The organism is Rhodococcus sp. MSC1_016, from assembly GCF_023667485.2.
Classification (GTDB): domain Bacteria; phylum Actinomycetota; class Actinomycetes; order Mycobacteriales; family Mycobacteriaceae; genus Rhodococcus_F; species Rhodococcus_F oxybenzonivorans.
This window is the reverse complement of the sequence record NZ_JAMOZI020000001.1, coordinates 3,504,129-3,530,286: the sequence shown is the minus strand read 5'-3', so window position 1 is coordinate 3,530,286 and position 26,158 is coordinate 3,504,129. Positions and strand designations below refer to the sequence as shown.

Genomic DNA, 26,158 nt, shown 5'->3' with positions numbered 1-26,158 from the left:
CACGCTGTCCGGTTGAAGGCACGAGTAAAATACTGGCAGTCACTGCCAAAAAGAGCAAGTCGGCGAGGTTGACGGACGGGTCTATAGCGGTCGATGCGTTGACATTGAGAAACGCAGCACCTACATTGGACCAACCAAGCACTTGTTCAAGTAAGGAGTGAGGTGGATACTCTCGTCGCGCTGTCATTCAGCGCCGCCGCGTACGGCGCGGTCCTTGCCTTGGCCGCACTGGGATTCCTAGTCCTGTACAAGGCGACCGGCGTAGTCAACTTCGCTCACGGGGACCTGATTACCTTGAGCGGTTACATCGCGCTCTGGTTCATTACCGACCTCAACTCGACTCCCGTTGTCGGATACGTGCTCGCGGTTGGCATCATGTTCCTTATCGGTATGGGCCTCGAGCGACTGGCGTATGCCCCTCTGCGACGCCGACCACATCTCACCGTCCTGATCGCCACTCTGGCTGCAGCCCTGGTGATCCGTGCGTTCATCTCACTATGGCAGGGCAGCACGCCGCAGCGACTGCCCTCCCCAGCGGACGGCCAGGTCGTAACGGTGTTGGGTGCACCCATTGCCGGCCAACGGATCCTCATCCTCGTCGTGGCGCTACTGTGCATCGCAGCAGTGATGTACGTATTCGGCTACAGCAGTTTCGGTCGTCAGCTGAGGGCCCTGGCGAGCGACCCTGAGACCGCGGAAATGTATGGAGTCCGCACCGGCCGAATCAGCCTTGTCGCGTGGGGCTTGTCTGCGGGGCTTGCGGCGCTGGCCGGGATATTGGTAGCGCCCCTGTCGAGTCTCGACCTGAATTTCGGGTTTACGATCATGCTGGCGGCGTTCGCGGCGGCTGTTCTCGGCGGCTTCGGCAACTTGTGGGGCGTGCTCCTCGGGTCGTTGCTCATCGGGACGATCCAGTACCTCATCGGCGGCTATGTCCTTCAGGACTACGCTTCGATCCTGCCGTACATTGCGATGCTTGCCATTCTCGGGCTGCGACCTCAGGGTCTTCTCGGTCGAACGGTGGTGCGCTTGTGACGACAGATCGATTGATGCGAGTGGCAAGCAGCGTGCGTCAGCGAGGCCAGTACACAACTCTTGCCGTGGTGATGCTGCTGATACTGGCTGTGTCACAAGCTGTCACAACGGGGAGTTCGACCAATCTTGTGAACTTGTGGCTCGTGTACTCGATTGCTGCGCTGGGCTTCTACTGGATCTTCGCGTTGGGGGGAAGGTTCGCGTTCTCCCAGACATTCATGATGGCACTGGGTGGATACACCACCGCCTTCTTCGACCGTAACGGCGTTGGGTTTCTCGGGTGCGTGCTGGGCGCGATGGTCGTGACAGCGGTGGCCGCCTTCGCGGTGGGAGTAGTTCTCTGGCGTGCCGAGCATTTCTACTTCGCGCTCGGCACACTGGCCGTCACTGAAATCGGGGTAGTGCTGTTCGGCAAGACATCGTCGTTCACCGGTACGAATGGGAACATCACGGGAATCGGCTATCCGGTCGTCTTCGGGCAGGAACTGAGAACCGACGGCCAGGTGTTCTGGCTGCTTGCGTCAGTGTTGGCGCTGCTGCTTCTCCTCGCTGTGTGGGTCAAACGATCCCCGCTTACCCGTGACCTCACAGCAGTTCGTGATATGCCCACGGTATCAAAAACCCTTGGTGTGCCCGTTGATGCGCTGCGCATGACGACCTTCGTTGCTGGTTCTGCCGTGGGTGGACTCGCAGGAGCATTGATCACGCACTGGCAAGGATTCATCGGAGTCGATTCGTTCGGTCTGAACCTCGGAATCGGGTTGTTCCTCATGGTCATCCTCGGGGGACTGGCGTCGCATTGGGGGGTCCTCATCGGTGCGGCCTTTTACGTGGCCGTCCCCGAGTTGCTCGCCGGACTCGAGCAGTACATGTCCATCCTCTACGGAGTCCTGCTTCTGGTCGTCATCCTAGTCTTCCCGAGCGGGCTCATCGGAATCGTCGACTCCCTCAAATCTCACCGTGTGCGGATCATCAGCAGATCGGTCGAATCATGACTGCGAAAACCACGGAGCTGAATGCGCGTAATCTGTCCGTCCGCTTCGGTGGCGTGGTCGCCGTCGACGATGTGTCGTTCGAGGTTGCCCAGAACGAGATCGTAGGCCTGGTTGGGCCAAACGGCAGTGGCAAGACCACCCTGTTGAATGCTCTCAGCGGAGTGGTCCGAGCTGGCGGTCGCCTGAGTGTCGCAGGTAACGAGATCACCCTTGGGCACCCGGTACAAGCCCGGCGCGCGAAGTTGATACGGGTGTTCCAATCTCCGCAACTGTGCCCAGAACTGAGCTGTCTGGACAACGTGATGCTCGGAGCCGACGACACCAACGGTCGGTCCCTCTTTGCCGCATGGTTCCACCGGTCACGGATGTGGCGCGCCGAAACAAGCCGCATGAACGATGCCCTTCACCACCTTGCCCGTGTCGGGCTCGCTGGATCCGAGGATCGAGCCGCGCGCGAGCTCACCTACGGTGAGCAGCGACTACTGGAATTGGCACGCGCACTTGCTGCCGGTCCCCGTGTGCTCATGCTCGACGAACCGAGCGCCGGGCTCAACGACGCAGAGACTCTGACTCTGCGCGATCTTCTGATGCAGATCAGGCAGGAGGGTACGACCATCATCGTCGTCGACCACAAGATCGACTTCATCGATGCCCTCTGTGACCGAGTGCTGGTACTCGAGATCGGCCGGCTTATCGCACAGGGCAGTCCAGCTGAAGTATGGGCCGACAGCCGGGTCATCGACGCGTATCTTGGGGCGGCGCCAGATGCTTGAAATCTCGAACCTCAATATTCACTACACGGCCACACACGCAATCCGCGGTGTCGACCTGAGCATCGCGGAGAACGAAGTGGTTTGCCTGCTCGGACCGAACGGTGCAGGAAAATCCTCGTTGCTGCGCAGCATCTCGCAACTGGTTCCGTACGACGGAACCATCGAGTTCGATGGTGAGACGATCGATAATCGGCCCCCGGCGTTCCTCAGCCGCGTCGGACTGATCCACGTACCGGAGGGGCGACACGTCTTCCCCACGCTTTCGGTGCACGAGAACCTGCAGATCGGTGCCCATGCGCGGGGGAGACCGGCGCTGTACAGCTACGACGACGTCTATGACCTCTTTCCCGCGTTGACCCGCATGCGGAAGCGGCAAGGTTTTGCACTGTCGGGGGGCGAACAACAGATGGTCGCATTGGGACGCGCCCTCGTTGCGGCTCCTCGCCTGCTTCTTCTCGACGAACCATCCTTGGGCCTGGCGCCGTCGGTTGTAGCGACCGTCTACCGGGCATTGCGGGAAATTGCCGGTCGGACCACGATTCTGGTTGTCGAGCAGAACACCTCCGATGCCTTGGCATTGGCGCGGCGAGGGTACGTCCTAGCCGAAGGTCGCGTCGTGATGAACGGTGAGTCCAGCGCGCTGACTGATCGAAAAGCTGTTCTCGCCAGCTACCTAGGACAAACAGACATAGACGTCGGCGATGTTGGTGAGGACCGATTGCCGCCGATGACCGAGAAGTAGGAAGAGCTGCCAATGAATGCAGATAGAGTCCGCCGAATCACCCGATGCAGTTGGATGCTCGCACCCGCCGTTGCTGTGACCATGGCTATGGTCTCGTGCAGCGCCGAAACCTCGGACGCCGGAAGCTCGGATCAGGCCTCCATCGTGGGTCTCATCGAGATCAAGGGAGACTCACCGAACGCGCTCAACGACTACAACAACGGCGCCCAGATGGCAGTCGACGACGTCAACGCATCGGGCGGCGTACTGGGAAAACCTCTAAAATATGAACGGATTCCCGCATCCGTCACGGACCCCCAAGCTGCCCGAACTGCCTACCTCAAGGCGGTCGACGAGAACCCGAGTGCCATTATCGGGTTCCCCGGCGGCGGATCACTGGAGGCCCTCACACGTGATGTCGATGCGGCTGCAATCCCTATGGTTCACATCAGCAGCGACGGCAAACTCGCTCGCGGGGCGGAGTCGGGAAGCGAATGGCTCTTTTCCATCAATCCCGATGACACCGCGCGAGCTACCAACGCAGTTGCTCTTGCCCGCAAACTCGGCGGAAAGCGAATCGGAATCGTCGCCACAGACGAAACATTCGGCCGCGTCTCGACAACGAACTCGATCGATGCCATTGAAGCGGCGGGCCTGGAACTCGGCACCGTCCGCTACGTGCCGCCGACAGCCACAGACCTCACAGGAACAATCCTCGATATGCGTGACTCGGATGTCATCCTCTCCTGGACCTTCCCCAATGTCCTGGCACTGCAACTCAATCAAATGAACCAGAACGGAATTCAGACCCCCGTAATTTCTGGTAACTCCGGTCCGCTCGTCGTGGCCGGCAACCTCGTGGACGACACCGCACGACGCCCGCTGAACGCGGTCACACCATGTGCGCCATCGATTGGAGACAGCGCAATCGGACGGACGTTCGCGTCCGGGTACCAGGCCAGGTACGGCATGACCCCCACAGCGTCCGCAACCCAGGTGTACGACGCTGTTCGCCTACTCGCCGCGGCAATGGAGGAGGCGGGAACGGTCTCCAACCACGAAGCCATCGCCGAGAGTTTGCGAAGCATCGAGTGGGACCAAGGTGCCTGCGCGAGTGTGTACAAATCCGATGACGCCCAGTTCCTTGGCCACCAGATGGTCGCCGAAGCGTTTGCCGGTGACGGATCGATCATCGACCGCTACGAGGTGGCCCCCGCCAGTGAACGTTGATCCGGCGTTCGACCATGAGGGCCTAGCGCTGAGCTGATCCTGCGCACTTGCAGCGGACCGCGCTCCTCAGCGCAAACACGCCACACGCTCGTCGAGTCAAACGTCCGCAGTAGTCCGACTGAGTTCTGACCCTGTAGTTGACAAAGGAGTTATTGATGCCCGAGGCAGTAATCGTCTCTGCAGTACGTTCACCGATCGGTCGGGCCATGAAGGGCTCACTGAAGTCGATCCGCCCGGATGATCTGACGACGCAGATGGTTGCCGCGGCGCTGGCGAAGGTCCCCGAGCTCGATCCCACCGAGATCGACGACCTGCTCCTCGGGTGCGGTCAGCCGGCCGGGCAGTCCGGGTTCAACATCGCCCGGGTCGTCGCCGTGCAGCTGGGCTACGACTTCCTGCCCGGTGTGACCGTCAACCGGTACTGTTCGTCCTCGCTGCAGACCACCCGCATGGCGCTGCACGCGATCAAGGCCGGCGAGGGCGACGTCTTCATCTCGGGCGGTGTCGAGTCGGTGTCGAGCTTCGTCACCGGCAACGCCGACGGCCTGCCCAACACGAAGAACCCCAAGTTCGCCGACGCCGAGGCCCGGACCGGCAAGCTCGCCGAGGGCGGCGTCGCCTGGACCGATCCGCGTGAGGACGACCTGCTGCCCGACGTCTACATCGCGATGGGTCAGACCGCCGAGAACGTGGCATCCGCCACCGGCATCAGCCGTGAGGAGCAGGACCGCTGGGGTGTCCGGTCGCAGAACCGTGCGGAGGAGGCCATCAGAAACGGGTTCTTCGAGCGGGAGATCACTCCGGTCACCCTTCCCGACGGCACCGTCGTCAGCACCGACGACGGCCCGCGCGCCGGCACCACCTACGAGGCCGTCAGCCAGCTCAAGCCGGTGTTCCGGCCGGACGGCACCGTGACCGCCGGTAACGCGTGCCCGCTCAACGACGGCGCCGCCGCGCTGGTGATCATGTCCGACACCAAGGCCAAGGAGTTGGGCCTGACTCCGCTGGCCCGGATCGTGTCGACCGGTGTGTCGGGTCTGTCGCCCGAGATCATGGGTCTCGGGCCGATCGAGGCCGTGAAGAAGGCGCTCGCGCTGGCCGGGAAGAGTGTCTCGGACATCGACCTGTTCGAGATCAACGAGGCCTTCGCGGTCCAGGTCCTCGGTTCGGCCCGTGAGCTGAAGATCGACGAGGACAAGCTGAACATCTCCGGTGGTGCCATCGCCCTGGGTCACCCGTTCGGCATGACCGGTGCTCGCATCACCAACACCCTGCTCAACAACCTGCGTGAGCAGGACAAGACGTTCGGCGTCGAGACCATGTGCGTCGGCGGCGGGCAGGGCATGGCCATGGTCCTCGAACGCCTGAGCTGAGGCGGCTCCGCCGCCCGTGCGCCTTTGTGGTAGCTGGAGCAACCACAAAGGCGCACGGGCGCGAAGCGCGAGGTCACCACTTCCAAACAGCACAGACAAACCTCGGTCGAGTGCGGTGCAGTCATCTCTTGCGCGATATCGTGAGACTGCAGCGTTAGAGGTGAAGTGGATGAACGATCCGCGCGAGACACAGCGCGACGTGACCGTAACTGTCGCGTCGGAGCTCGAGGTTGTCGGATTCGAAGACGGGCAGGAGATCGGCCGCGGCGGATTCGGCGTCGTTTACCGCTGCGTGCAGCCGGCCCTCGACCGGACCGTCGCCGTGAAGGTCTTGACGGCCGACTTCGACGAAGAAAACCGTGCCCGCTTCCTCCGTGAGCAGCGCGCCATGGGCCGACTGACAGGTCATCCGAACATCGTCAGTATCCTCCAAGTCGGCACTACCGCCAGTGGTCGTCCGTACATCGTGATGCCCTACCATCCGCAGGAGTCACTGGAAGCCGCAATCCGAAGTCATGGCGCCCTCAACCTTGCGGAAGCACTGCGTCTCGGCGTGAAGATGGCGGGCGCCCTCGAAACTGCCCACCACCTTCACATACTTCACCGCGACGTGAAACCGGCCAACATCCTGCTCACCGACTACGGTGAGCCAGCGCTGACGGACTTCGGAATCGCTCGAATCTCGGGGGGCTTCGAAACGGCAACCGGCACGGTCACGGCGTCGCCCGCCTTCACTGCACCGGAAGTCTTACGCGGAGACCCGCCCACCCTCGCCTCGGACATCTACAGTCTCGGAGCGACCCTCTTCTGCGCGATCACCGGGCACGCAGCATTCGAACGCCACAGTGGAGAACAGGTCGTCGCGCAGTTCCTGAGAATCACAACCCAGCCTGTGCCGGACCTGCGCGAGCACGGTATTCCGGATGCCGTTTGCGCGGTCATCGAACGTGCAATGGCAAGTGATCCCACGCACCGCCCGCAATCAGCTGCGGCATTCGGCGAAGGGATCCGAGACCTGCAGCATCAACTGGGCTACCCAATCGACGACATGGCTCTGCAAGGGAAACCCGAGGCCGCGAAGAACAGCAAGACACCCGATAACCAAGATGCCGGGGACCACAAGAAGCCACACCCTCGGACGCCGTCACGGCATGCGAACGGGAATTTGCCACTGGAGCTCACGAGCTTCGTCGGTCGGCGCAAAGAACTGGCCGAAGTAAAGAAGCTGCTCTCGACAGCGCGTCTAGTCACCTTGGCCGGGATCGGGGGCGTAGGCAAAACCCGGCTTGCATTACGAGCTGCCGCCGAGGCGCGACGCGCATTTGCCGACGGCGTATGGCTGGTCGAACTCGGGGAACTGCGAGATGAGTCGTTACTCGCTGATGTGGTGGCCAACGCGTTGGAACTGAGGGACCAGTCCACACGCCCCGTGCAAGACCTACTGATCGATTTCGTTGCCGCACGGAGACTTTTACTCATCCTCGATAACTGTGAGCAAGTCGTGGATGCGGCAGCTACCCTCGTCGAGACGCTGCTGCGCGCATGCCCGGGACTGCACGTACTCGCTACCAGCCGGGAGATCCTCGACATCAGTGGTGAAGCTGTGCTCCGAGTCCCTCCCCTTACCGTTCCCAACGCACAGCACGACCCGCCGCTGCGTGGACTGCCCCGCTACGACGCGGTGACCTTATTTGCCCAGCGCGCGGCAGCCGCCGACTCGACCTTCGAATTGACCGAAGACAATCGGATCGCGGTCGCCAAAATCTGTCAGCACCTCGATGGGTTGCCCCTGCCTCTCGAGCTGGCCGCCGCACGTCTCCGTGCCATGTCAGTGGACCAAGTACTGGAGCGCCTGACAGACAAGTACGAGATACTGTCGAGATCGGGCAGAGACGTGCCGACGCGCCAGCAGACGCTACGATTATGCGTTGATTGGAGCTATGAACTCTGCTCACCTCGCGAACAAGTGGCGTGGGCACGACTATCAGTGTTCGCCGGCTCATTCGAACTCGATGCGGCAGAACAAATCTGCGGACACATCGCCGAGTCCAATGCACTGATCGATACAATCGCCTCGCTGGTCGACAAGTCGATTCTCATATCTGAGACCCTCGCCTCGGTGGTCAGATTTCGATTGCTCGAAACACTACGCGACTACGGACGCGAGAAGCTGCACGCTGCAGGCGAATACACGGAATTGTCGGTCAGGCACTGCGATTGGTACCGTCAGCTGGCAATCGACGCAGAAACGGACTGGATCAGTCCACGACAAGTCGGTTGGATCTCCCGACTCGACCGAGAACGCCCCAATCTGCGCGCAGCAATGGAATTCAGTCTGTCCGACGCCGGTGACCCCGACGTAGGACTCAGGATCGCCACCGCCCTGTTCATGTTCTGGTCATCGGGCGGCCTCTTCAACGAAGGCCGACACTGGCTGGACCGCCTACTTGCACACCAAACTGGACTACCGACGGCGGACCGCGTCAAGGCGCTGTACGCAAACAGCGTACTCGCCGAAGTGCAGGGTGACCTGCCGGCGAGCAACGCGCTTATCGAAGAGGGCCAGGCCATGGCCAACCAGCTGACAGACCCCATGGCGCACGCACTCATTGCACACGCCGAGGGACTCCTCGCACTATTCAACGGCGATCAAGACCGCGCTTGCTCATTGCTCGAACGTGCGGTGCCAGCATTCGGTGACCAGGTAGAACTCACGCTTCAGGTCGGCGCTACTTACACACTCGGATGGGCATACGAACTGCGCGGTGATTCCCGACGAGCGATCGAGTGTTACGAACGAGTTCTCGCGACCACCACATCGCATGGTGAATCCGTCTACAGGTCCTACGCGCTATGGGCACTAGGCGTGGCGGTGTGGCGGCATGGCGAAAGCGCAAGAGCCACGAGCCTACTCGAAGAGGGGTTGCAACTAGCCCACGAGGTAGACGACCCACTCACTGCCGCAACTTGCCTGGAAGCGCTCGCATGGATTGCCGAAAGCAACCGCGACCCCGGACGAGCTGTCACACTCATGGCGGCCGCAGAATCGCTAGTTCAATCGGTTGGAAGCTCGACTGTCATTTTTCCCAACTTGAGCCACTATCACGACAATTGCGTAAGTATGGCCCGCCGTGACCTGGGTGAGCGAAGTTTCAATTCCGCCAACCAGGAAGGTAGAAATCTCGACTTCGCCGCTGCGGTAGCATACGCGCTCGGAAAGCGTCCTCCTCAGCATGAGCCAACCACTTCGGCAGTCGCACTGACGAAGCGGGAGCGGCAAGTTGCTGGCCTGGTTGCGCAAGGTATGACGAACAAAGCTATAGCCGAAAAGCTGGTCATTTCGCAGCGCACGGCCCAGGGGCACGTCGAGCACGTACTTGCCAAACTCGGCTTCACTTCGCGCGCTCAAATCGCCGCCTGGGTGGTGGAACAGGGGCAGGATCGAACGGAGCACCCCACCGTATAGAAATCGGGAGTCTGTCGCAGGAGGTCAGCAGGAGGCGGGGCAAGTCGCGGGCCCCGACTCGGCACTGGACGAATGGGACGCCCTGCACCTGCGCCCCGTGCCGGGCGATCGTTGCCTGTGGCGCCTAGCGATGGGTGAACTCCGGCGTGCGCTTCTCCGAGCGCTCCCGCATGCTTGCCGCGCAAACGACGCGCTGGGCGTTGCCGGTGGTCAGCCAGTATAAAGGCGACGAAGTTCGTCGACGCGGTGGGTTCGCCGTGCTCGCCGCGGAGGGGAATCCCACAGGTCACTCGACACCCGTTTCGAGGGGCGCGCTACTTTGATGTCCTACTATCTCCCCGGACCGGGAGCAAGACGGAAGGGCATCTAATGAATTCTTCTGAACCGATCGTGGTAATCGACGGCGCGCGGACGCCGGTCGGCAGCTTCGGTGGCACGCTCGCCGGCGTGCCCGCGCACGAGCTGGGTGCGACCGCGGCGCGGGCAGCGCTGGGGCGGGCCGGGGTCGCCGGTGAGGACATCGACGAGGTGGTCATGGGCTGCATCGGTCAGGTGGGCCCGGACGCCTACAACGCCCGCCGGGTCGCTCTCGCAGCAGGCCTACCCGAGAGCACCCCCGCCTACACGGTCAACCGCCTCTGCGGCAGCGGCCTCCAAGCGGTGTGGTCGGCGGCGCAGCAGATGCGCTGGGGTGGGGTGAACTTCGCCCTCGCCGGCGGCGACGAGAGCATGTCCCGGATGCCGTTCTACGATTTCGGCGCCCGGTCGGGGTACAAGCTCGGTGACCGCTCGCTCGTCGACGGCACCGTCGCGATCCTCACCGACCCGTTCGGTGGTGTCCACATGGGCCGCACCGCCGAGGCCGTCGCACGCAAGTACGACGTGAGCCGGCAGCAGCAGGACGAGTTCGCCGTCGAGTCCCAGCGCCGCGCCGCCTCCGAGGCCGCGAAGGCCGCGTTCGCCGAGGAGATCGCACCCGTCGAGATCGGGGGCCGCCGCCCGAAGACGATCGACGTCGACGAGCACCCCAAACCCGGCACCACCCTCGAAACCCTCGCGAAGCTGCGTCCGGCGTTCGAGGAGGGCGGCTCGGTGACCGCCGGCAACGCGTCCGGTATCAACGACGGAGCCGCGGCCCTGGTGCTGGCCACCCAGTCCGCCGCCCGCGAGAAGGGCCTGACCGGGCTCGTCACGCTCGAGGCCGTCGCGACCGCGGCGATGGACCCGGGCCTGATGGGGTACGCCCCCGTTCTGGCGCTCCAGAAGCTGTTCGAGCAGACCGGCACCACCCCGGGCGACATCGACGTGATCGAGCTGAACGAGGCGTTCGCCTCGCAGGCGGTCGCGGTGATCCGGGACGCCAAGCTCGACCCGGAAAAGACCAACCCGTACGGCGGTGCGATCGCGCTCGGGCATCCGGTCGGCGCCACTGGCGCCATCCTGAGCCTGCGGGTCGCCAAGGACCTGGTCCGCCGTGACCTCGAACTCGGCATCGTCACCATGTGCATCGGCGGCGGCCAGGCCCTCGCCGCGCTGTTCCGTCGAGTCTGAGGCGTACGGACATGAAGAAGCACGTCCCGTCGTGGCACGACGACGAAGTAGGGGCCTTGTCCGAGCTCGCGACCGGGTTCTTCGAACGTGAGGTGGTCGCGCACAACGACAAGTGGGACGCGCAACATCGCATCGACCGATCTGTGTGGCACACTGCCGGTCAGCTCGGACTGTTGTGCTGTTCCGTGCCCGAGGAATACGGCGGCGGTGGGGGCACGTTCGCCCACGACCTTGCCGTGTTCGAGGCCCAGGGCTACGCCGGTGACCTGGCGTTCGGCATCTCGGTGCACTCCGGCATCGTCGCGCACTACCTCGTCGAGTACGGTTCGGAAGCGCAGAAGAAGGCGTGGCTGCCGGGCATGGCGACCGGGGAAATCCTCGGTGCGATCGGCATGACGGAGCCGGGCGCCGGTTCCGACCTGAAGGCGATCAAAACCACGGCCATCCGTGACGGCGACGACTATGTGATCAACGGTTCGAAGACGTTTATCACCAACGGTGCGTCCGCCGACATGATCGTCCTCGCCGTCAAGACCGATCCGAAGGCCGGCGCCAAGGGTGTGTCGCTGGTGATCGTCGATCTGCGGGACTGTCCCGGCTTCACCGTCGGACGCGTCCTCGACAAGGTGGGCCAGCACGGTGCCGACACGTCGGAGTTGTCCTTCACCGATGTGCGGATACCCGTCGACAATTTGCTCGGTGAGTCCGAGGGGCAGGGCTTCGGGCAGTTGATGGCCCAGTTGGTGCAGGAACGGTTGATCATCGGGGCGCAGGCCTCGGGTGCGATGAAGCGTGCGGTCGAAGACACCGTGGCGTACACGAAGTCGCGGCAGGCGTTCGGTCACAGCTTGTTCGAGTTCCAGAACACTGCGTTCGAGCTTGCCGAATGCCAGACCATCGCGCGCACCTGCCAGGTGTTTCTCGACCACTGCATCGAGGCGCATCTGCGTGGTGAACTCGACCCGTCCGAGGCGGCAATGGTCAAGTACTGGCTCACCGAGAAACAGTGCGAGGTGATCGACCGCTGCGTTCAATTGCACGGTGGCTACGGTTACATGCGCGAGTATCTCATCGCCCGCATGTACGAGGACGCCCGCGTCCAGAAGATCTACGCGGGCGCCAACGAGGTGATGAAGGGCATCATCGCGAAGTCGCTGTAACCGCAGGTTCGCACGTCACCTCGTACGCCGCCTCGTCGAAACGGCCGAGGCGGCGACGCATTCGATCGGTCGACCACGGCCAGTTGAAGCTGTTGCGCCCGTTGACGTCCAGGAAGTAGCTCTGGCATCCACCCGCGTTGTAGACGGTGGTGGCCAGAGCCTTTTGCACCTGCGCGTTGAAGGCGTCCTGCACCTCTCGGCGCGGTTCCCACCGGCTCCACCCCCTGCTGCGGGCGTGTGTGAGCGCCTGCAGCACGTAGTCGAGTTGCGCCTCGAGGATCATGAATGCCGAGGTGTGGCCGGTGCCCAGCGCGGGTCCCAGCAGGACGAAGGCGTTGGGGAAGCCCGCGACGGTGGTGCCCAGATACGCCTGAGGGCTGCCCTTCCAGTGATCGTCGAGGCTGCGGCCCTCGCCGTCGAAAACCCGCGCCCCGATCGGCATGTCGAGAATGTGGAAGCCGGTGCCGAAGACGATGGCGTCCACCTCCCGTTCCTCGCCGTCGGTGCCCACCACCACGTTCCCACGCACCGACGCAACGGCATTGGCATGCACCTCCACGTTCGGCTGCGTCAGCGCCGGATAGTACGTGTTCGACATCAGCAGGCGCTTGCACCCGAGCGTGTAATCGGGCGTCAGGGACGCTCGGAGTTCGCGATCACGCACCTGGGCCAGCAACTGTGCCTTACCGATCTGCTGTACCACCTTCAGAATCCACGGGTGCCGGAACCCGAGTCCGAGCGACTCCATAATGGTGTACTCGACCCGCCGCAACGCCCGAATCGCGCCGGGAACCCGGCGCAGGACGGCGCGCTCGACGCCGCGCAGTGCGACATCGGGTTTGGGTAGAACCCACTGCGCCGTCCGCTGGTAAAGGTGCAGTTCCGCCACGTGCGGTTGGATCGCGGGAACGAACTGCACCGCGGACGCCCCGGTTCCGACGACGGCGACGCGTCGACCGGTGAGGTCGAAGTCGTGGTTCCAGCGGGACGAGTGGAAGACCTCACCGGGAAAGGTGTCGAGTCCGGGGACGTCGGGGACGAGCGGTTCGTTCCACGGTCCCGCCGCGGCGATGATTGCGTCGGACGTAAAGGTTCCGGCGGTGGTGTCGACCGTCCATCGCCGGGTGTCCTCGTTCCACTGAGCGCGCTGCACTTCGGTTCCGAACTGCACGTGTCCTGGAATTCCGTGGTGGCCGGCCGTCCGCTCGATGTAGCGGCAAATCTCCTCCTGCCCGGCGAACAGGCGAGACCATTCCCTGTTGGGGGCAAAGGAATAGGAGTACAGAGCGGAGGGTACGTCACACGCGCAGCCCGGGTAGGTGTTGTCGCGCCAGGTCCCGCCGAGCGCGTCGCCCTTCTCGAGAATCACGAAATTCTCGATGCCGTTCTGTTTCAGCCGGATCGCCGCTCCGATGCCGGATATGCCGGCGCCGATGACGAGGATGTCGTAGTGCGTCATGCGCGCACTCCCTTCGCGAGTTGAGTTCGAGTGCCACCGACGACCACCAAGCCGCTACTGAGATGTGTGTCACTGGACGTCATACACAGAACCTAGCAGATTTCAGATACCGACGGTATATGAAAAGTTGGATTAATCTCGAAGGCCGCCGAAGAAAGGGTGCACATGGGGCGTTTGACCAGGTCGGAGAGTCAGGCACAGACACGTGCGCACCTCGTGTCCACAGCACGGGACCTCTTTCTGGCCGACGGCTACGCGGGAACGTCGCTCGAAAAGGTCGCCGACGCGGCCGGCTACTCGAAGGGCGCGGTCTACTCCAATTTCAAGAACAAGAAGGAGTTGTGCCTCGAGGTCCTCGGTTTGATCCACGCGACGAAAGGTGCCGAAATCGCGGCTGCGCTCGGCCACGGCGACACCGCGGAAGACCGGCTCGGCGCATTCGAGTCCTGGGCGGAGAACACTCTCGGTGACGTGGGATGGACGATGCTCGAGTTCGAACTGATCGTGCTCTCCCGGCACGATCCGGAGCTGCGCGAGGCGCTCACCGCAACACTCGGCGCCGCGCGCGACATCGCGGTGAACCTCTTGACGTCGTTCACGGAGTCGCTCGGGGTCACGCTGCCGATGCCGGCCGAGGACGCGGCGAGCAGCATCCTCGGTCTCGGCGTGGGCCTGGGCATTCAGCGCGCGATCGATCCGACGATCTCCGCCCGCGTCGTCACCGACAGCCTGCGGGTGTTGCTGGCCACGAGCTCCCCGATGTGAGTGAGACAGTGCGTCCCCGGCGCACTGTCTCGGAGCTGAACGCCTGTGGTGCAAGGATGCTCGCCGCCGATCGACGCGCCGTCCGGGGCGACGTCGGTTAGGCTGGCCGCGGAGCTTCGGGACCACGCGTCGGCAGGCGGACAGGACTGACCATGAAGAAAGCGCTTCTCCTCCTCACCGGGCTGCTGGCTGTCGCCTTCGTGAGTACGCCTGCAGCGCATGCCGACCCGGGTGTCCATGTCGGACCGGGCACCGCATACACGACGAATCCCGACGTCGACGGCTTCTGCACCATCGCGGCCGTCGGAAATGACGACGCCGGCCGTCTCGTCGCCCTGACGATCGGGCACTGCCATCAGCAGGCCGGCACCCCCATCTACAAGATCGGAGAGGCGGACCGCGGACCGATCGGGTGGGAGACCGACATCTGGTCGACGAATCCCGCCGGAACGTTCCATGCGGTGGATTACGCGGTCCTCGAATTGAATCCGGCGGTCGTCGCGCCGAGTAGGTACGGCGAGGGCAGTGACGTCGTCGTGAATAGTGTCGGCGACGCGGAACCCTGGAACATCGCCTGTAAATACGGCCCTACCACCGGCAAGACGTGCGGTGCCCTAGCTGCCTTCGCGGGAATTCACCTGCAGAACTGGGCCCTCATGGGTCCGGGTGATTCGGGTGGGCCGCTCGTCGTGGGCGACAAGCTGGTCGGAATCAGCGCCGGGCTCGACGCCGCCCCGGAGGCGCCGTTCATCTACGGGAAGATCGGTCCCATCCTGGCGGACATCGACGCACAGCAGAGCTTCGGAGCAGGCTTCAGACCTGTTCGCTGACCGGCGGCGCACGTTACCGTGTCGTTCATGCCCCGGACCGACAACGTTCCCGCGTACACGATGCGCCAGCTGGCGGCGTTCGTGGCTGTCGCGGAAACGGGCACCATCAGCGGTGCTGCCGAGCGGTTGCATCTGTCGCAGTCCGCGCTGTCCGCGGCCGTCACCGACCTCGAAAAAGCACTGAAGGCCCAATTGTGCGTCCGCCGCCGCGCCCGCGGAGTGCAGTTGACGCCGACGGGCGAAGCGGTGCTGTCCCGGGCACGCACCCTGTTGCAGCAGGCGGGCGAATTGCAGGCCGACGCGTCGGGTGCGGGAGGTGTGGTGGCCGGCCCCATTGCGGTCGGGTGCTATCCGGCGCTCGGGCCGACGATTCTCCCCGCCATGCTCTACTCGTTCACCGCCGAGTATCCGAGGGCTTCCGTCGAGTTCCGGGAAGACACGCAGAACCGGCTCCGCACCGAACTCGAAGGCGGCGAACTCGACGTCGCCATCGTGTACGACCTCGAGCTGTCGCCCGAGTGGCGCACCGTTCCCCTGATGACCCGTGAGCCGATGGTGGTGCTCGGGGCCGAACACCCGCTTGCAGGCGTCGACGGACCGGTGCGACTGGCGGACTTGGCTGAGCACCCGATGGTCCTGCTGGACGCGCCGCCGAGCACCCATCACGCGATGGACGTCTGTCGGGGCGCCGGGTTCGCCCCGCGCGTGGCCTACCGCACCGCCAACTTCGAAACGGCCCGTGCCTTCGTGGGGCGTGGGCTTGGATGGACGCTGCTGCTCCAGCGACCCCGGGTGGACGTGACCTATGAAGGCCTGCCCGTTGTGGTGAAACCGATCGCCGAACCGAAGCCGCCGTCGGTGACCGTGGTGGTCGCCTGGCATCAGGGGGCGACGCTGAGCCGGGCAGCGCGAGCATTCATCCGGTTCGTTTCCACCAATGCCGGCGACGCCGATCCCGCCTGAGCTGGGCCTCTTCCACCTTCCGCGGATTTTCCGCACATGAACCGGGAATAGTCCCGCTTTTCAAGGCTTGTGAGGCGCGTCATTGTTTTTCTAGCGCGATGAGTGTGCGCGGCAGACGGGAAGGCAGATTCATGACGGCAATCACCGAGGCGGCACCGACGGTGTCTCCCAAGGAAGCTCGCAGGGCGGTCCTGTCGAGTTTCGTCGGCACCGCAATCGAGTGGTACGACTTCTTCATCTACGGCACTGCCGCCGCCCTGGTGATCGGACCCCAGTTCTTTTCCCGGCGCCTCGACGTTCGCCGGCACACTGGCCGCGTTCGCCACGTTTGCCGTGGGTTTCATCGCCCGGCCGATCGGTGGCGTCGTCATGGGCCACTTCGGTGACCGGATCGGCCGCAAGTCCATGCTGGTGTTGTCGCTGACGATGATGGGCGCCGCGACCGTCGGCATCGGGTTGCTGCCCAACTTCGAGGCGATCGGTGTGGCCGCCCCCATCCTGCTGGTGGTGTTGCGGTTCGTCCAGGGCATCGGCGTCGGCGGCGAGTGGGGCGGGGCCGTCCTCATGGCCACCGAGAACGCGCCTGCCGGCAAGCGCGGACTGTATGGCGCCGCGCCGCAGATGGGCGTACCCGCCGGGGTGATCATGGCCAACGTCGTGTTCCTCGCCGTCACTCAGCTCTTGCCGGACGATTCGTTCCAGACATGGGGGTGGCGGTTGCCGTTCCTGATGAGCGCGGTACTGGTCGGAGTCGCGATGTGGATCCGCCTGGGCGTGCTCGAGAGTCCCGCCTTCACCGAGGTGAAGAAGACCGACGCCGTCGTCAAGATGCCGATCGTCGAGGTTCTGACCAAGAATTGGCGGACCGTCCTGCTGGCGGCCGGCACGTTCATCGCGACCAACGGCATCGCCTACGTCTTCATGGTCTACGTCCTCACCTACGGCACCACAGAACTCGGCTTCAGCCGCGGAACGATGCTCACCTTGTTGATCGTGGCGTGCCCCGTGTGGATGGCGGGAATGGCGATCTCGGCCGCAAAATCCGACACCTTCGGTCGTAGGCGCGTCTACACCTGGAGTTCGGTGGCGCTCGTCGTCATGGCGGCGGTGTTCTTCCCGCTGATCGACACGGCATCGATTCCGGTGATGCTGCTCGCCATGGTCGTGATGGCCGCGGTTCTGGGCACCACCGCGGGCCCGCAGTCGGCATTGTTCGCCGAACTGTTCCCCGCGCACATCCGGTACAGCGGGGCGTCGCTCGGCTACCAGATCGGCGCGATCCTGGGCGGCGGGCTGGCGCCGTTCATGGCGACGTGGCTGTTCCAGGTGTTCGAGAACTCGATGGCCGTCACCGCGTACTTCGTCGTCATCGCGGTCGTCAGTCTCGTCGCCATTCTGCTGTTGCCGGAGACGAACGACGTTCGCGACGAAGAGAAGGTTTCCTGACATGTCCACTTATTTCCAACCCCCGAAGTACCCGGCGACCGACTTCACGTCGATGACCTCGGGTGACGAGCCGCTGCCCGTCGTCGTGGTAGGCGCCGGGCCGGTGGGCATGGGCGTCGCGCTCGGACTCGCGCAGCGCGGAATCGCGGTAACGGTCCTCGAGTCTGCCGACCAGGTGTCGTTCGGCAGCCGCGCCATCTGCATCTCCCGGCACAGCCTCGAGGTGGCGGCCCGACTCGGCGTCGGACCCGAACTCGAGAAGATCGTTCTTCCATGGGTCGGCGGTCGCAGCTACTACCGCGACCAGGAGGTGCTGCACTTCCAGATGCCGCACAGCGAGCACGATGTGCGGGGACCGATGGTCAACGTCTCGCAGTCCGAGATCGAGCAGATCATGACCGAGGCTTTGCTCGCGCATCCGCTGATCACGCTGCACTGGTCGGCGCGGGTAGTGGGCGTCGCGCGGGCGGGCAGGGAAGTGACGCTCGACATCGATACCGCCTTCGGCGCGCGGACGCTCCGTGCCTGCTGGGTCGTCGCCGCGGACGGTGGCCGAAGTCGGATGCGCGAGTTGGCAGAACTTCGGTTGCAGGGCAACAGCTATGAGGGAAGCTACGTGATCGCCGACATCCACTGGGAGTCGAAGCTGCCTGCCGAGCGGATGGTGTGGTTCGATCCGCCGAGCAATCCCGGGTCCACGATCATCATGCACCAGCAGCCGCGGGACATCTGGCGCATCGACTACCAGCTCGATGCTTCGGACGACGCCGAACTCGAAACCCAGGAACACCGGATCCGCGACCGCATCACCCGGCACCTCGAGTGGCTCGAGAACGACGTGCCGTGGACCCTCGAATGGCACGGTTTCTACCGAGCGCACGCGCTCGCATTGGAGAGTTTCACGCACGACCGGATTCTGTTCGCAGGTGACGCCGCCCATTTGGTGCCGATCTTCGGTGTGCGCGGGTTGAACTCCGGAATGGAAGACGCGGAGACCCTGGCCTGGCAGCTTGCCGCCGTCGTGCACGGACCCGCCGACGAGGTGCTGCTGCAAGCGTATTCGACGGAACGCCGGGGGGCGTGGCAGCAGAACATCGACAACGCCGGCAAGTCGACACTCATCATGTCGCCGGGGAGTCACGGCTACCGGACCACCCGCGACGCAGTGCTGGCGCTGGCAACCACGCGTCCGGAGTTCGCTCACCTGATCAACCCGCGACAGTCCAGCGCCACGCACGCACACCTGTCGCCGTTGACCTGGCCGGTGGCCCCGGGCACGACCGGAGTGCTGCCCGGCGACCCGATGGAGGATCGGCGGGTGCGCGTCGTCACGACGAGCGGCACGGTGGAGTCGTCACTGAACGAGGTGCGCGGAACGGGATTCGCCGTGCTCGGCTTCGGACTCGACGCCGCAGCAGCAGACGTGACCGCGGCTCACGCCGCCGCCCTCGCCATGGCGCTGTCGCCCGAATCGGTGCGGGCGATCGTGGTTCCTCCCGCCGGTGTCGAGGTGGACCCGGCCACCGACCTGACGGTGCTCGACGACGGTGACGGTGTGCTCTCGCGGGCACTCGGCGCGTCCGACGGGGAGTTGTTCGTCATCCGCCCGGACGGGCTCGTCCTGTGCCGAATCCGCGATGTGTCGCTGCTCGGGCAGATCCACGAGCACCTGCGGTCCGCAACCGCGCCGACCTCCGGTGTCGTCCCCGCTCATACCGAGGCCGGTGCGACACCGGAGGAACTGGTACGCGAGAACGTGTGGATGGGACTGTCGGAGGCACTCGACCAGGCGGACGAGACGGACCGGGAAGGTTTCCTCACCCGGCTCGCGATGCTGCTCGGATCGCAATCGGGCCGACGCGAGTTCGAGGAAGCGCTCGCTGCCGCATCGGCTGTGAGCAGCAAAGCACGTCACAGTGCGTCGAAACACTCCGTGGTGGACGCTTAGCCCGGCGCGCCGGCGTCGGCGTGGTTCGCCGAGGCGCGGGATGCGGCTCGCGCGCTCGGGTGATACCGCTGGGCGGGTAGTTGCACGTATGGTGAGGGAAGAACGCCGAGTCGTGCTGTGCAAACCCGTCGCCACACCTCTCTCCACCTGCGTACGGGACGCAGCATCACGGATGGACACGTACACAAGTGGAAGACACCGCCAGCCGGGGAATCCAGGCCTTCATCGCCGACGTCACGGAACGGGGCGGCAAAGCAGTCCGGCTCACCCATTCGCGGCGCAATCCTGTTCAGGTCTGGGGTGACGACGGCCAGAGTCGCATCGTTCGGGTGCGGTCCAAGCTCAGCGGCGACTGGCAGGCCCGCAAGCAGGACGAGTCGCTCGACGACGACGACACCGGCTCGCAGTTCTGGGTGTTCGTCGACCTGGCGAGCGAACCTCACGAGTTCTTCGTGGTTCCGTCCGCCGAGGTCGCCGACGACATCCGCGCCGAGGTGGACCTGTGGATGATGGACACCCCCGGCCGCACGCGAACCGGACACCACGCCATTCCACTGAGTCGCGTCGCGCACGGACGCGGTCGCTGGGATTTGCTGGGACTGTCGGGGGCGAAAGACCCGAGCCTGTACAGCGACGCTCAGCGGGCGAAGACCGCGGAGGTGCTGCACGCCGACGCGCTGGCCCGCACGAATGCCCGGAAGAAGCCCGCCAAAGCGGCCGCTCTGTTGGACGAGGTGATCGATACCCGACTCGAGGTGGTCGCCGACTTCGAGGGGTACCGGTTGGTGGGGCGCTTCGACTCCGATACACACAGCCTCGAAATCGTGCGCGGTCCGATGCAGGGCCGCCGCTTTCCCGACCCCACCACCGCGGCCAGTGCGGTTGCCAGTCATATCAGCGGTGACGTGGAGACGCACGACGGGTGGAGTTTCTGGCGCACCGAGCAGGGTGAGCGAATTGACTTGAGGCAGAACAGCATCTGAGTATCGGCCAGGTATTGCGAAACCTGGCTCGCCGGTCTGCGGGATTGAGAATACCCTGGGGTGGGTAACGCAGTGTGTGATGCCGCCGCGTCGCGGTGGTCTGTGGACACAGCCGAGGGGAGCCGATATGGACATCGTCGACGGCACTGTACGTGCCGTGACCGGGGTCGCGACCGCCACGACGAGTGCTGTCGGTGCGGTCGGCGGTGCCGCGATCGGTAGCGTCGTCGGCGGTCTGTGCGGCATCGCGACCGGGGCTGTGCGCGGCGCCGCGAGTGGGGCCCGAAGCGGGTTCGACAGCGGCAGCCATTCGACGTCGACGGCGGTAGCGACGTTGGCGGCGGTAGGTGCGATCGGTCTCGTCGAGTGGCCGGTGGTCGTCGCTGTCGGGGGAACGGCGTTGGCGCTGCGGCAGATCAACGCCGCCCGTTCCCGCGTTCGGACAAATTCGGAATCCGTCACCTCGTCACCGCCGCAGAGGGATGTGCCGGCCGCGAACCCTGCTCCAGCCTCCGGCGCTGCTCCTACCTCCGGCGCTGCTTCTGCTTCGAACCCTGCGGCGACGTCGGTCGTTGCGCCCTCTCCCGGGGCCGCCCCGGCACCGGAGAAGGCGGCTCCTGCCGAGAAGGCCCCGGCAAAGACGGCGGCTGCGGCAAAGACGGCGGCTGCGGCAAAGACGGCGGCTGCGGAAACAAAGATGCCGGCCGGCACACCGGCCGCCGCGAAGAAGGCCCCCGCAAAGAAACCTCCCGTCAAGGACGCTTCCGCCAAGAAAGCCCCCGCAAAGAAGTCGGTCCCGGCGAAGAAGGCGATTGCCCGCAAGACCCCGGCGAAAGCGTTACCGCCCGCGAGGTCGCGTGCAGGGTCGGCGTCGGCCTCACGATCGACGCGCGCGAAGTAGGCGACGTGGGTTTACGTCGATATCTCGCCGCCGCCGCGTCCGTACCGGTACGCAGCGTCGGTTTCGGGGTGGGTGTGGTGACGCACAGCAGCGCCGTCGCGGCCGATCTGATGACGACCACCGCTCGGGTCGCGACGTCGATCGCCGCCGAGGCGGTGGGCGGAACGCCGGCACGCCGCACCAGCGCCGGGCGTGGCCGGGTCTGGATAGAGGTTCGAGGACTCGACAGTCCCCGCGGCGACGACGTGGCCGCCGAGGTACTCGACGCGGTCCGCGCCACTACCGGCGTTCAGAGCGTGCAGCTCAACCGCCCGTTGTCCCGGCTGATCGTGTCCCACGGCGAGGGTGGCCCGTCGGTCGAGGAGCTGAGCGCCATCGTGTCCACCGCCGAGAAGCGGGCGCGAACCGGCGACGATCGCGACCATCCGTCGGAACTGCCGGGCGACGATGTGACGCTCGCCGAGAGCTGTCTCGCTCTGGCGGCGGTCACCACCGGCCTGGCGGTGGCCGTCGCGGGCCGCGCCCTGCGTCTTCCCCAGGTGCCGGGTTCGGCATTGACCACGGTGGTCACGGCCGTGAACTATCAGCCGCGACTGCGAAAGATCGTCGAAGACCGGTTGGGGCCGGATGCGGCGGAACTCGTCCTGGCCACCGCCCAGGCACTCAGCGATGTCATTCGCCAGGCGCCGTCGTCCCTCGCTGTGGACGTGGGTTTGCGGTCGGCGCTCACCGCCGAAGCGTGGTCTGCCCGGCAGGCCTGGCACCGCCGGGAGCCTCAGCTGGCGGCGAACGCTGCCGATCACACCGCCCCGCATCAGCAACCACCCGACCGCACATCCGGTCCCGTCGAACGGCATGCCGACCGCGCGGCTATTGCGCAGCTGGTCGGCGCGGCCACCGTCGGTGTCGCGACACGCAGTGCCGCCGGGGCAGGGGACGCCGTGCTGGTCGCAGCCCCCAAGGCGACCCGCACCGCCCGCGAGACATTCGCGGCCACGTTGGGACGTGGTCTGGCGGACCGCCACGGCGCGTTGACGTTGCGCCCCGGCGCGCTCCGGTGCCTCGACCGGGTAGATACGGTCGTGATGGATCCGTCGATTCTGCAGACGGCGGAGCTGCGTGTCAGTCGCATCCGCGGAGTGCGCGACGCCGATCGCACCAAGGTATGGGAAGCCGCGCGATCGGCCGTCGACCGCGAAGAGCTCGGGCCTGGCTGGCACCTGCTGGCCGACCTGCCGGGTGATCTCGACGCTGCAGGCGAGCACGAGGACGCGGCCGTGTTCGTCACACCGGCTCATCACCCGCTCGCGGCCGCGGTGCTCGCGCAGGCACGCACCTCCGGAGTCGCGGTGGTCTCCGTGGACACGGAGTCGCTCGGGAGTCTCCGTTCGGCATTCGACGATCTCCATCCCAGCAGTGGCGCGGGCGAGTTCCGCGGTTCACCCGACCGCGATCTTCGCGACGCGGTCGTTCATCTGCAGGCCGAGGGTGCGACTGTTGCAGTGGTGGCAGCGGGGGCGCCCAGCGCGCTGGCGTCCGCTGATGTCGGCATCGGAGTCCTGGTGGACGGTGCGGCCCCGCCGTGGCCGGCGGACGTGCTCGTCGACGATCTGGCCGGGGTGTGGCGAATTTTCCGAGCACTGCCCGACGCGCGGACCGCGAGCCGCCGCGGCGTCGAGATCGCCACGGCCGCATCGGTGCTCGGCGCACTCCTGATGCTTCCCGGTGTGCGCGGCCGGGGCCCGGGGCCGATCACGGCCGGTGCTGCGGCCGGCCTGTGGACGGGACACTCGCTGGCGCGGCGCGTGATCAAGGCGTCCGTTCCGCCGTCGGCCCCCGTGCATGCCTGGCACGAGATGCCTGTCGAGGAGGTGCGGCGACTCCTTCCTACTCAGGAAGGCGACGGCGATATCGGTGCGCGCCCTCGTGCGCTCGACTGGGCGCTGGCACCGCTCGAATGGGGTAGCAGTCTCGCGGCCTGGCCGGTGGCGCTCGTCTGGGACTTCGGCCGCGCGATGCGCACCGAACTGTCGGATCCGCTGACACCCATTCTCGCGACCGGTTCGGCGGCGAGCGCTCTGCTGGGTTCGCCGATCGACGCTGTGCTCGTGGGATCCGTGCTGACCGGGAACGCGGCATTGTCCGCCGTGCAGCGACTGCATGCGGAACGACTGCTGAGCCGGCTCCTCGCTGCGGGTGATCCGCCTGCACATCGGGTGAGCGGATCCCCGCAGGAGGGCGTCAGCGAGCGCGTCGAGGCCTCGCGGTTGCGAGTCGGTGACGTGATCGAGATCGGTCCGGGAGAGGTCGTTCCCGCGGACGGCCGGCTGATCGAGGTGTCCGGTGTCGAGGTCGACGAATCCTCCCTCACCGGGGAGTCGCTGCCGGTGCCGAAACAGACGTCGCCGACTCCCGGTGCACCGCTGAGCGAGCGCTCCTGCATGGTGTTCGGCGGTAGCACCGTCCTCACCGGAACGGCCACCGCGGTCGTCACGGCCGTGGGGGAGGCGACGGAGGCGGGACGTGCCGGGGCGATCAGTCCCACCGGTGCATCGCACGTCGGCTTGCAGGCTCAGCTGCGCAGCCTCACCGACCGGGTGCTGCCGGTCAGCGTCGGGGGCGGGGCGCTCGTCACCGCGGTCGGCTTCCTCCGCGGAACGGGACTGCGTCAGGCGGTCACCAGCGGCGTCGCGGTCGCGGTCGCGGCGGTTCCCGAGGGGCTGCCGTTGGTCGCCACTCTCGCGCAGCAGGCGGCGGCGCGCCGGTTGACCAAGTCGAATGCTCTTGTGCGAGCGCCGCGCTCGGTGGAGGCACTCGGCCGCGTCGACGTCGTGTGCTTCGACAAGACGGGGACGCTGAGCGAGAACCGGCTCCGTGTCATCAGAGTTGTGCCCGAGCCTGCCGTCGACCACGACGAGTTGCTGATGTGCGCTGCGCGTAGTGCCGTGACGCCCGACGGACGTCCGGCCGACCATGCCACCGACGTCGCCATCGCGGAGGCCGCCCAGCAGCTCGACTGCGGCGACGAGGCGCAGTGGTCGTACCTCCCGTTTCGATCGGGACGACCCTATTCGGCGGCACTGTCCGGCACACACCTGTGTCTCAAGGGTGCACCGGAGACGGTTCTGGCCGCATGCCCCGATATCGACGACGACGAAGTGCAATCCCGGGTTCTCGCGATGGCCGCGGACGGGCTTCGGGTGATCGCCGTCGCGCGGCGCACCGTCACCGCGTTCCAGGCCCGGCGCGCTGCCGACGACGGTGCGGTGTTCGAGAAACTCTGCAGCAGTGGGCTCGAACTCGTCGGATTTCTGGGGATCGCGGACACACCGCGTCCGGAGGCTGCCGGGCTGCTGCCGGAACTGGAACGCCAGCAGGTCGGGGTGCGGCTCCTCACCGGCGACCATCCCGTCACTGCCACCGCCATCGCACAGGAACTGGGATTGACCGTGTCGTCCGAGCAAGTGATCAGCGGCTCCGACTGGGACACCCTGTCGCATCGTGGTCAGGAGGAGGCCGTCGAGAAGTGCCTCGTGTTCGCGCGGATGACTCCGGAGAACAAGGTGCAGGTGGTGCAGACTCTCGAGCGCGCCGGACGGGTGTGCGCCATGGTCGGGGACGGTGCCAATGATGCGGCGGCCATCCGCGCGGCCAGCGTGGGTATCGGTGTCAGTTCTCGCGGCAGCGATCCGGCCCGCAGTGCGGCCGATGTGGTCCTCCTCGACGGCCGGGTGGACGCACTGCTCGACGCCCTGGACGAAGGGCGGCAGCTGTGGCGGCGCGTTCAGGCGGGGGTGTCCGTCCTCCTCGGCGGCAATGCCGGTGAGGTGGCGTTTGCACTGATCGGGAGCGCGACTGCGGGTAAGTCGCCGCTGACCGCGCGTCAGCTGCTCCTGGTGAATGTCCTCACGGATGCTTTGCCTGCGGCGGCGCTCGCGGTGAGTCCGCCCAACGAGGAGGCGCGAGGAGAAGGTCGCGGACCCGACAGTGCGGCCTTGTGGCGCACAGTCGCGATCCGCGGTGCCGCGACTGCAATGGGTGCGACGACGGCGTGGACGATGGCGAGTCTGACGGGAAGGCAGCGCCGCGCCTCCACCGTGGGATTGGTGGCATTGGTCGGAACGCAGCTCGGGCAAACGCTCATCGATTCACGCAGCCCGTTGGTGGTGCTCACAGCGGGTGGTTCGCTCGCCGCCCTGACGGTGCTGGTGAGCACGCCCGGCGTCAGCCAGCTACTCGGGTGCACACCCCTCGGTCCGGTGGGGTGGACGCAGGCACTGGGGTCGGCGGCTGCCGCCACCGCAGCCGCCGCATTCGCACCGGGAATCCTGGCGAAGCTGGCGGGAGATCAGTCGACGATGTCGAGTACGCCCGCCCTCACCAATACGGCATACACCTCGTGCAACGGGGGAGTGAGCGCGCGTGTCACCGCGCCGGTCCAGAAGTCGCCGGGGGCGGAGACGGCACCGACAGCGGTCCGGGCTGCAGATATCAACACATCGGTCACAGTCCTCGATCAACGTGACCGGCAGGTGAACAGCACCGACTAGGGAGGCGAA

The 26,158-nt window shown here is 65.5% G+C and carries 17 protein-coding genes and 1 pseudogene; 17 read left to right on the top strand and 1 reads right to left on the bottom strand.

Translation table 11 applies throughout. The features are described 5' to 3' along the window. The first annotated feature begins 162 nt into the window (after positions 1–162). From L1080_RS16255 to L1080_RS16215, 9 genes are all read left to right on the top strand, one after another. The gene (locus L1080_RS16255; RefSeq protein WP_250770565.1) at positions 163–1,035 is read left to right on the top strand and encodes a branched-chain amino acid ABC transporter permease; all 873 of its coding nucleotides are present in this window, start codon (positions 163–165) and stop codon (positions 1,033–1,035) included. After that, positions 1,032–2,030: a branched-chain amino acid ABC transporter permease gene (locus tag L1080_RS16250; RefSeq protein ID WP_459031149.1), complete on the top strand. Its 999-nt coding sequence runs from the start codon at positions 1,032–1,034 to the stop codon at positions 2,028–2,030. Before L1080_RS16255 ends, L1080_RS16250 begins: the two co-directional genes overlap by 4 nt. Beyond that, a complete protein-coding gene (locus L1080_RS16245; RefSeq protein ID WP_250770562.1) occupies positions 2,027–2,803 on the top strand; it encodes an ABC transporter ATP-binding protein in 777 nt (258 codons plus the stop codon). The genes L1080_RS16250 and L1080_RS16245 overlap by 4 nt, the downstream gene beginning before the upstream one ends. Next, the gene (locus L1080_RS16240; RefSeq protein ID WP_250770558.1) at positions 2,796–3,545 is read left to right on the top strand and encodes an ABC transporter ATP-binding protein; all 750 of its coding nucleotides are present in this window, start codon (positions 2,796–2,798) and stop codon (positions 3,543–3,545) included. Before L1080_RS16245 ends, L1080_RS16240 begins: the two co-directional genes overlap by 8 nt. Before the next feature lie 12 nt (positions 3,546–3,557). Next, positions 3,558–4,754 carry an ABC transporter substrate-binding protein gene (locus tag L1080_RS16235; protein ID WP_159920732.1) on the top strand — a complete coding sequence of 399 codons (1,197 nt, stop codon included), beginning with the start codon at positions 3,558–3,560 and terminating at the stop codon, positions 4,752–4,754. 155 nt (positions 4,755–4,909) lie between these two features. Next, positions 4,910–6,127: an acetyl-CoA C-acetyltransferase gene (locus tag L1080_RS16230; protein WP_250770555.1), complete on the top strand. Its 1,218-nt coding sequence runs from the start codon at positions 4,910–4,912 to the stop codon at positions 6,125–6,127. 169 nt (positions 6,128–6,296) lie between these two features. After that, positions 6,297–9,593 (top strand): protein kinase domain-containing protein, encoded by a 3,297-nt coding sequence (locus L1080_RS16225; RefSeq protein WP_250770552.1) that lies wholly within the window; start codon positions 6,297–6,299, stop codon positions 9,591–9,593. A gap of 369 nt (positions 9,594–9,962) precedes the next feature. Then, positions 9,963–11,144: a thiolase family protein gene (locus L1080_RS16220; RefSeq protein WP_250770549.1), complete on the top strand. Its 1,182-nt coding sequence runs from the start codon at positions 9,963–9,965 to the stop codon at positions 11,142–11,144. 11 nt (positions 11,145–11,155) lie between these two features. Next, the gene (locus L1080_RS16215) at positions 11,156–12,304 is read left to right on the top strand and encodes an acyl-CoA dehydrogenase family protein (protein WP_250770546.1); all 1,149 of its coding nucleotides are present in this window, start codon (positions 11,156–11,158) and stop codon (positions 12,302–12,304) included. Here the strand turns inward: L1080_RS16215 and L1080_RS16210 are convergent. Then, positions 12,285–13,763, bottom strand: coding sequence for a flavin-containing monooxygenase (locus L1080_RS16210; RefSeq protein ID WP_250770543.1), 1,479 nt, complete (start codon positions 13,761–13,763; stop codon positions 12,285–12,287). The genes L1080_RS16215 and L1080_RS16210 overlap by 20 nt on opposite strands. Before the next feature lie 165 nt (positions 13,764–13,928). Between L1080_RS16210 and L1080_RS16205 the strand changes: the two genes are divergently transcribed. The 8 genes and pseudogenes from L1080_RS16205 to L1080_RS16170 all read left to right on the top strand — a co-directional run bounded on the left by L1080_RS16205 (position 13,929) and on the right by L1080_RS16170 (position 26,149). Continuing rightward, complete coding sequence (locus tag L1080_RS16205; RefSeq protein ID WP_159920744.1) at positions 13,929–14,528, top strand: TetR/AcrR family transcriptional regulator; 600 nt, start codon at positions 13,929–13,931, stop codon at positions 14,526–14,528. A gap of 152 nt (positions 14,529–14,680) precedes the next feature. After that, positions 14,681–15,358, top strand: coding sequence for a S1 family peptidase (locus L1080_RS16200; protein WP_250770540.1), 678 nt, complete (start codon positions 14,681–14,683; stop codon positions 15,356–15,358). A 27-nt stretch (positions 15,359–15,385) separates the two neighbouring features. After that, positions 15,386–16,321 (top strand): LysR substrate-binding domain-containing protein, encoded by a 936-nt coding sequence (locus tag L1080_RS16195; RefSeq protein ID WP_250770537.1) that lies wholly within the window; start codon positions 15,386–15,388, stop codon positions 16,319–16,321. A 131-nt stretch (positions 16,322–16,452) separates the two neighbouring features. Then, a pseudogene (locus tag L1080_RS16190) lies at positions 16,453–17,767 on the top strand (MFS transporter). A gap of 1 nt (position 17,768) precedes the next feature. Further along, the gene (locus L1080_RS16185; protein ID WP_250770534.1) at positions 17,769–19,715 is read left to right on the top strand and encodes an FAD-dependent monooxygenase; all 1,947 of its coding nucleotides are present in this window, start codon (positions 17,769–17,771) and stop codon (positions 19,713–19,715) included. Positions 19,716–19,903: 188 nt separating this feature from the next. After that, positions 19,904–20,698 carry a hypothetical protein gene (locus L1080_RS16180; RefSeq protein WP_159920754.1) on the top strand — a complete coding sequence of 265 codons (795 nt, stop codon included), beginning with the start codon at positions 19,904–19,906 and terminating at the stop codon, positions 20,696–20,698. Positions 20,699–20,825: 127 nt separating this feature from the next. Next, positions 20,826–21,599 (top strand): TrbL/VirB6 family protein, encoded by a 774-nt coding sequence (locus L1080_RS16175; protein WP_250770531.1) that lies wholly within the window; start codon positions 20,826–20,828, stop codon positions 21,597–21,599. 5 nt (positions 21,600–21,604) lie between these two features. Next, positions 21,605–26,149, top strand: coding sequence for a cation-translocating P-type ATPase (locus L1080_RS16170; RefSeq protein WP_250770528.1), 4,545 nt, complete (start codon positions 21,605–21,607; stop codon positions 26,147–26,149). Positions 26,150–26,158: the final 9 nt, after the last annotated feature.

Coding starts and splice junctions, on each gene's coding strand:
- L1080_RS16205 (WP_159920744.1), top strand. CDS start 13,929: ATGGGGCGTTTGACCAGGTCGGAGAGTCAGGCACAGACACGTGCGCAC.
- L1080_RS16210 (WP_250770543.1), bottom strand. CDS start 13,763: ATGACGCACTACGACATCCTCGTCATCGGCGCCGGCATATCCGGCATC.
- L1080_RS16175 (WP_250770531.1), top strand. CDS start 20,826: ATGGACATCGTCGACGGCACTGTACGTGCCGTGACCGGGGTCGCGACC.
- L1080_RS16195 (WP_250770537.1), top strand. CDS start 15,386: ATGCCCCGGACCGACAACGTTCCCGCGTACACGATGCGCCAGCTGGCG.
- L1080_RS16220 (WP_250770549.1), top strand. CDS start 9,963: ATGAATTCTTCTGAACCGATCGTGGTAATCGACGGCGCGCGGACGCCG.
- L1080_RS16200 (WP_250770540.1), top strand. CDS start 14,681: ATGAAGAAAGCGCTTCTCCTCCTCACCGGGCTGCTGGCTGTCGCCTTC.
- L1080_RS16235 (WP_159920732.1), top strand. CDS start 3,558: ATGAATGCAGATAGAGTCCGCCGAATCACCCGATGCAGTTGGATGCTC.
- L1080_RS16245 (WP_250770562.1), top strand. CDS start 2,027: ATGACTGCGAAAACCACGGAGCTGAATGCGCGTAATCTGTCCGTCCGC.
- L1080_RS16225 (WP_250770552.1), top strand. CDS start 6,297: ATGAACGATCCGCGCGAGACACAGCGCGACGTGACCGTAACTGTCGCG.
- L1080_RS16185 (WP_250770534.1), top strand. CDS start 17,769: ATGTCCACTTATTTCCAACCCCCGAAGTACCCGGCGACCGACTTCACG.
- L1080_RS16230 (WP_250770555.1), top strand. CDS start 4,910: ATGCCCGAGGCAGTAATCGTCTCTGCAGTACGTTCACCGATCGGTCGG.
- L1080_RS16240 (WP_250770558.1), top strand. CDS start 2,796: ATGCTTGAAATCTCGAACCTCAATATTCACTACACGGCCACACACGCA.
- L1080_RS16215 (WP_250770546.1), top strand. CDS start 11,156: ATGAAGAAGCACGTCCCGTCGTGGCACGACGACGAAGTAGGGGCCTTG.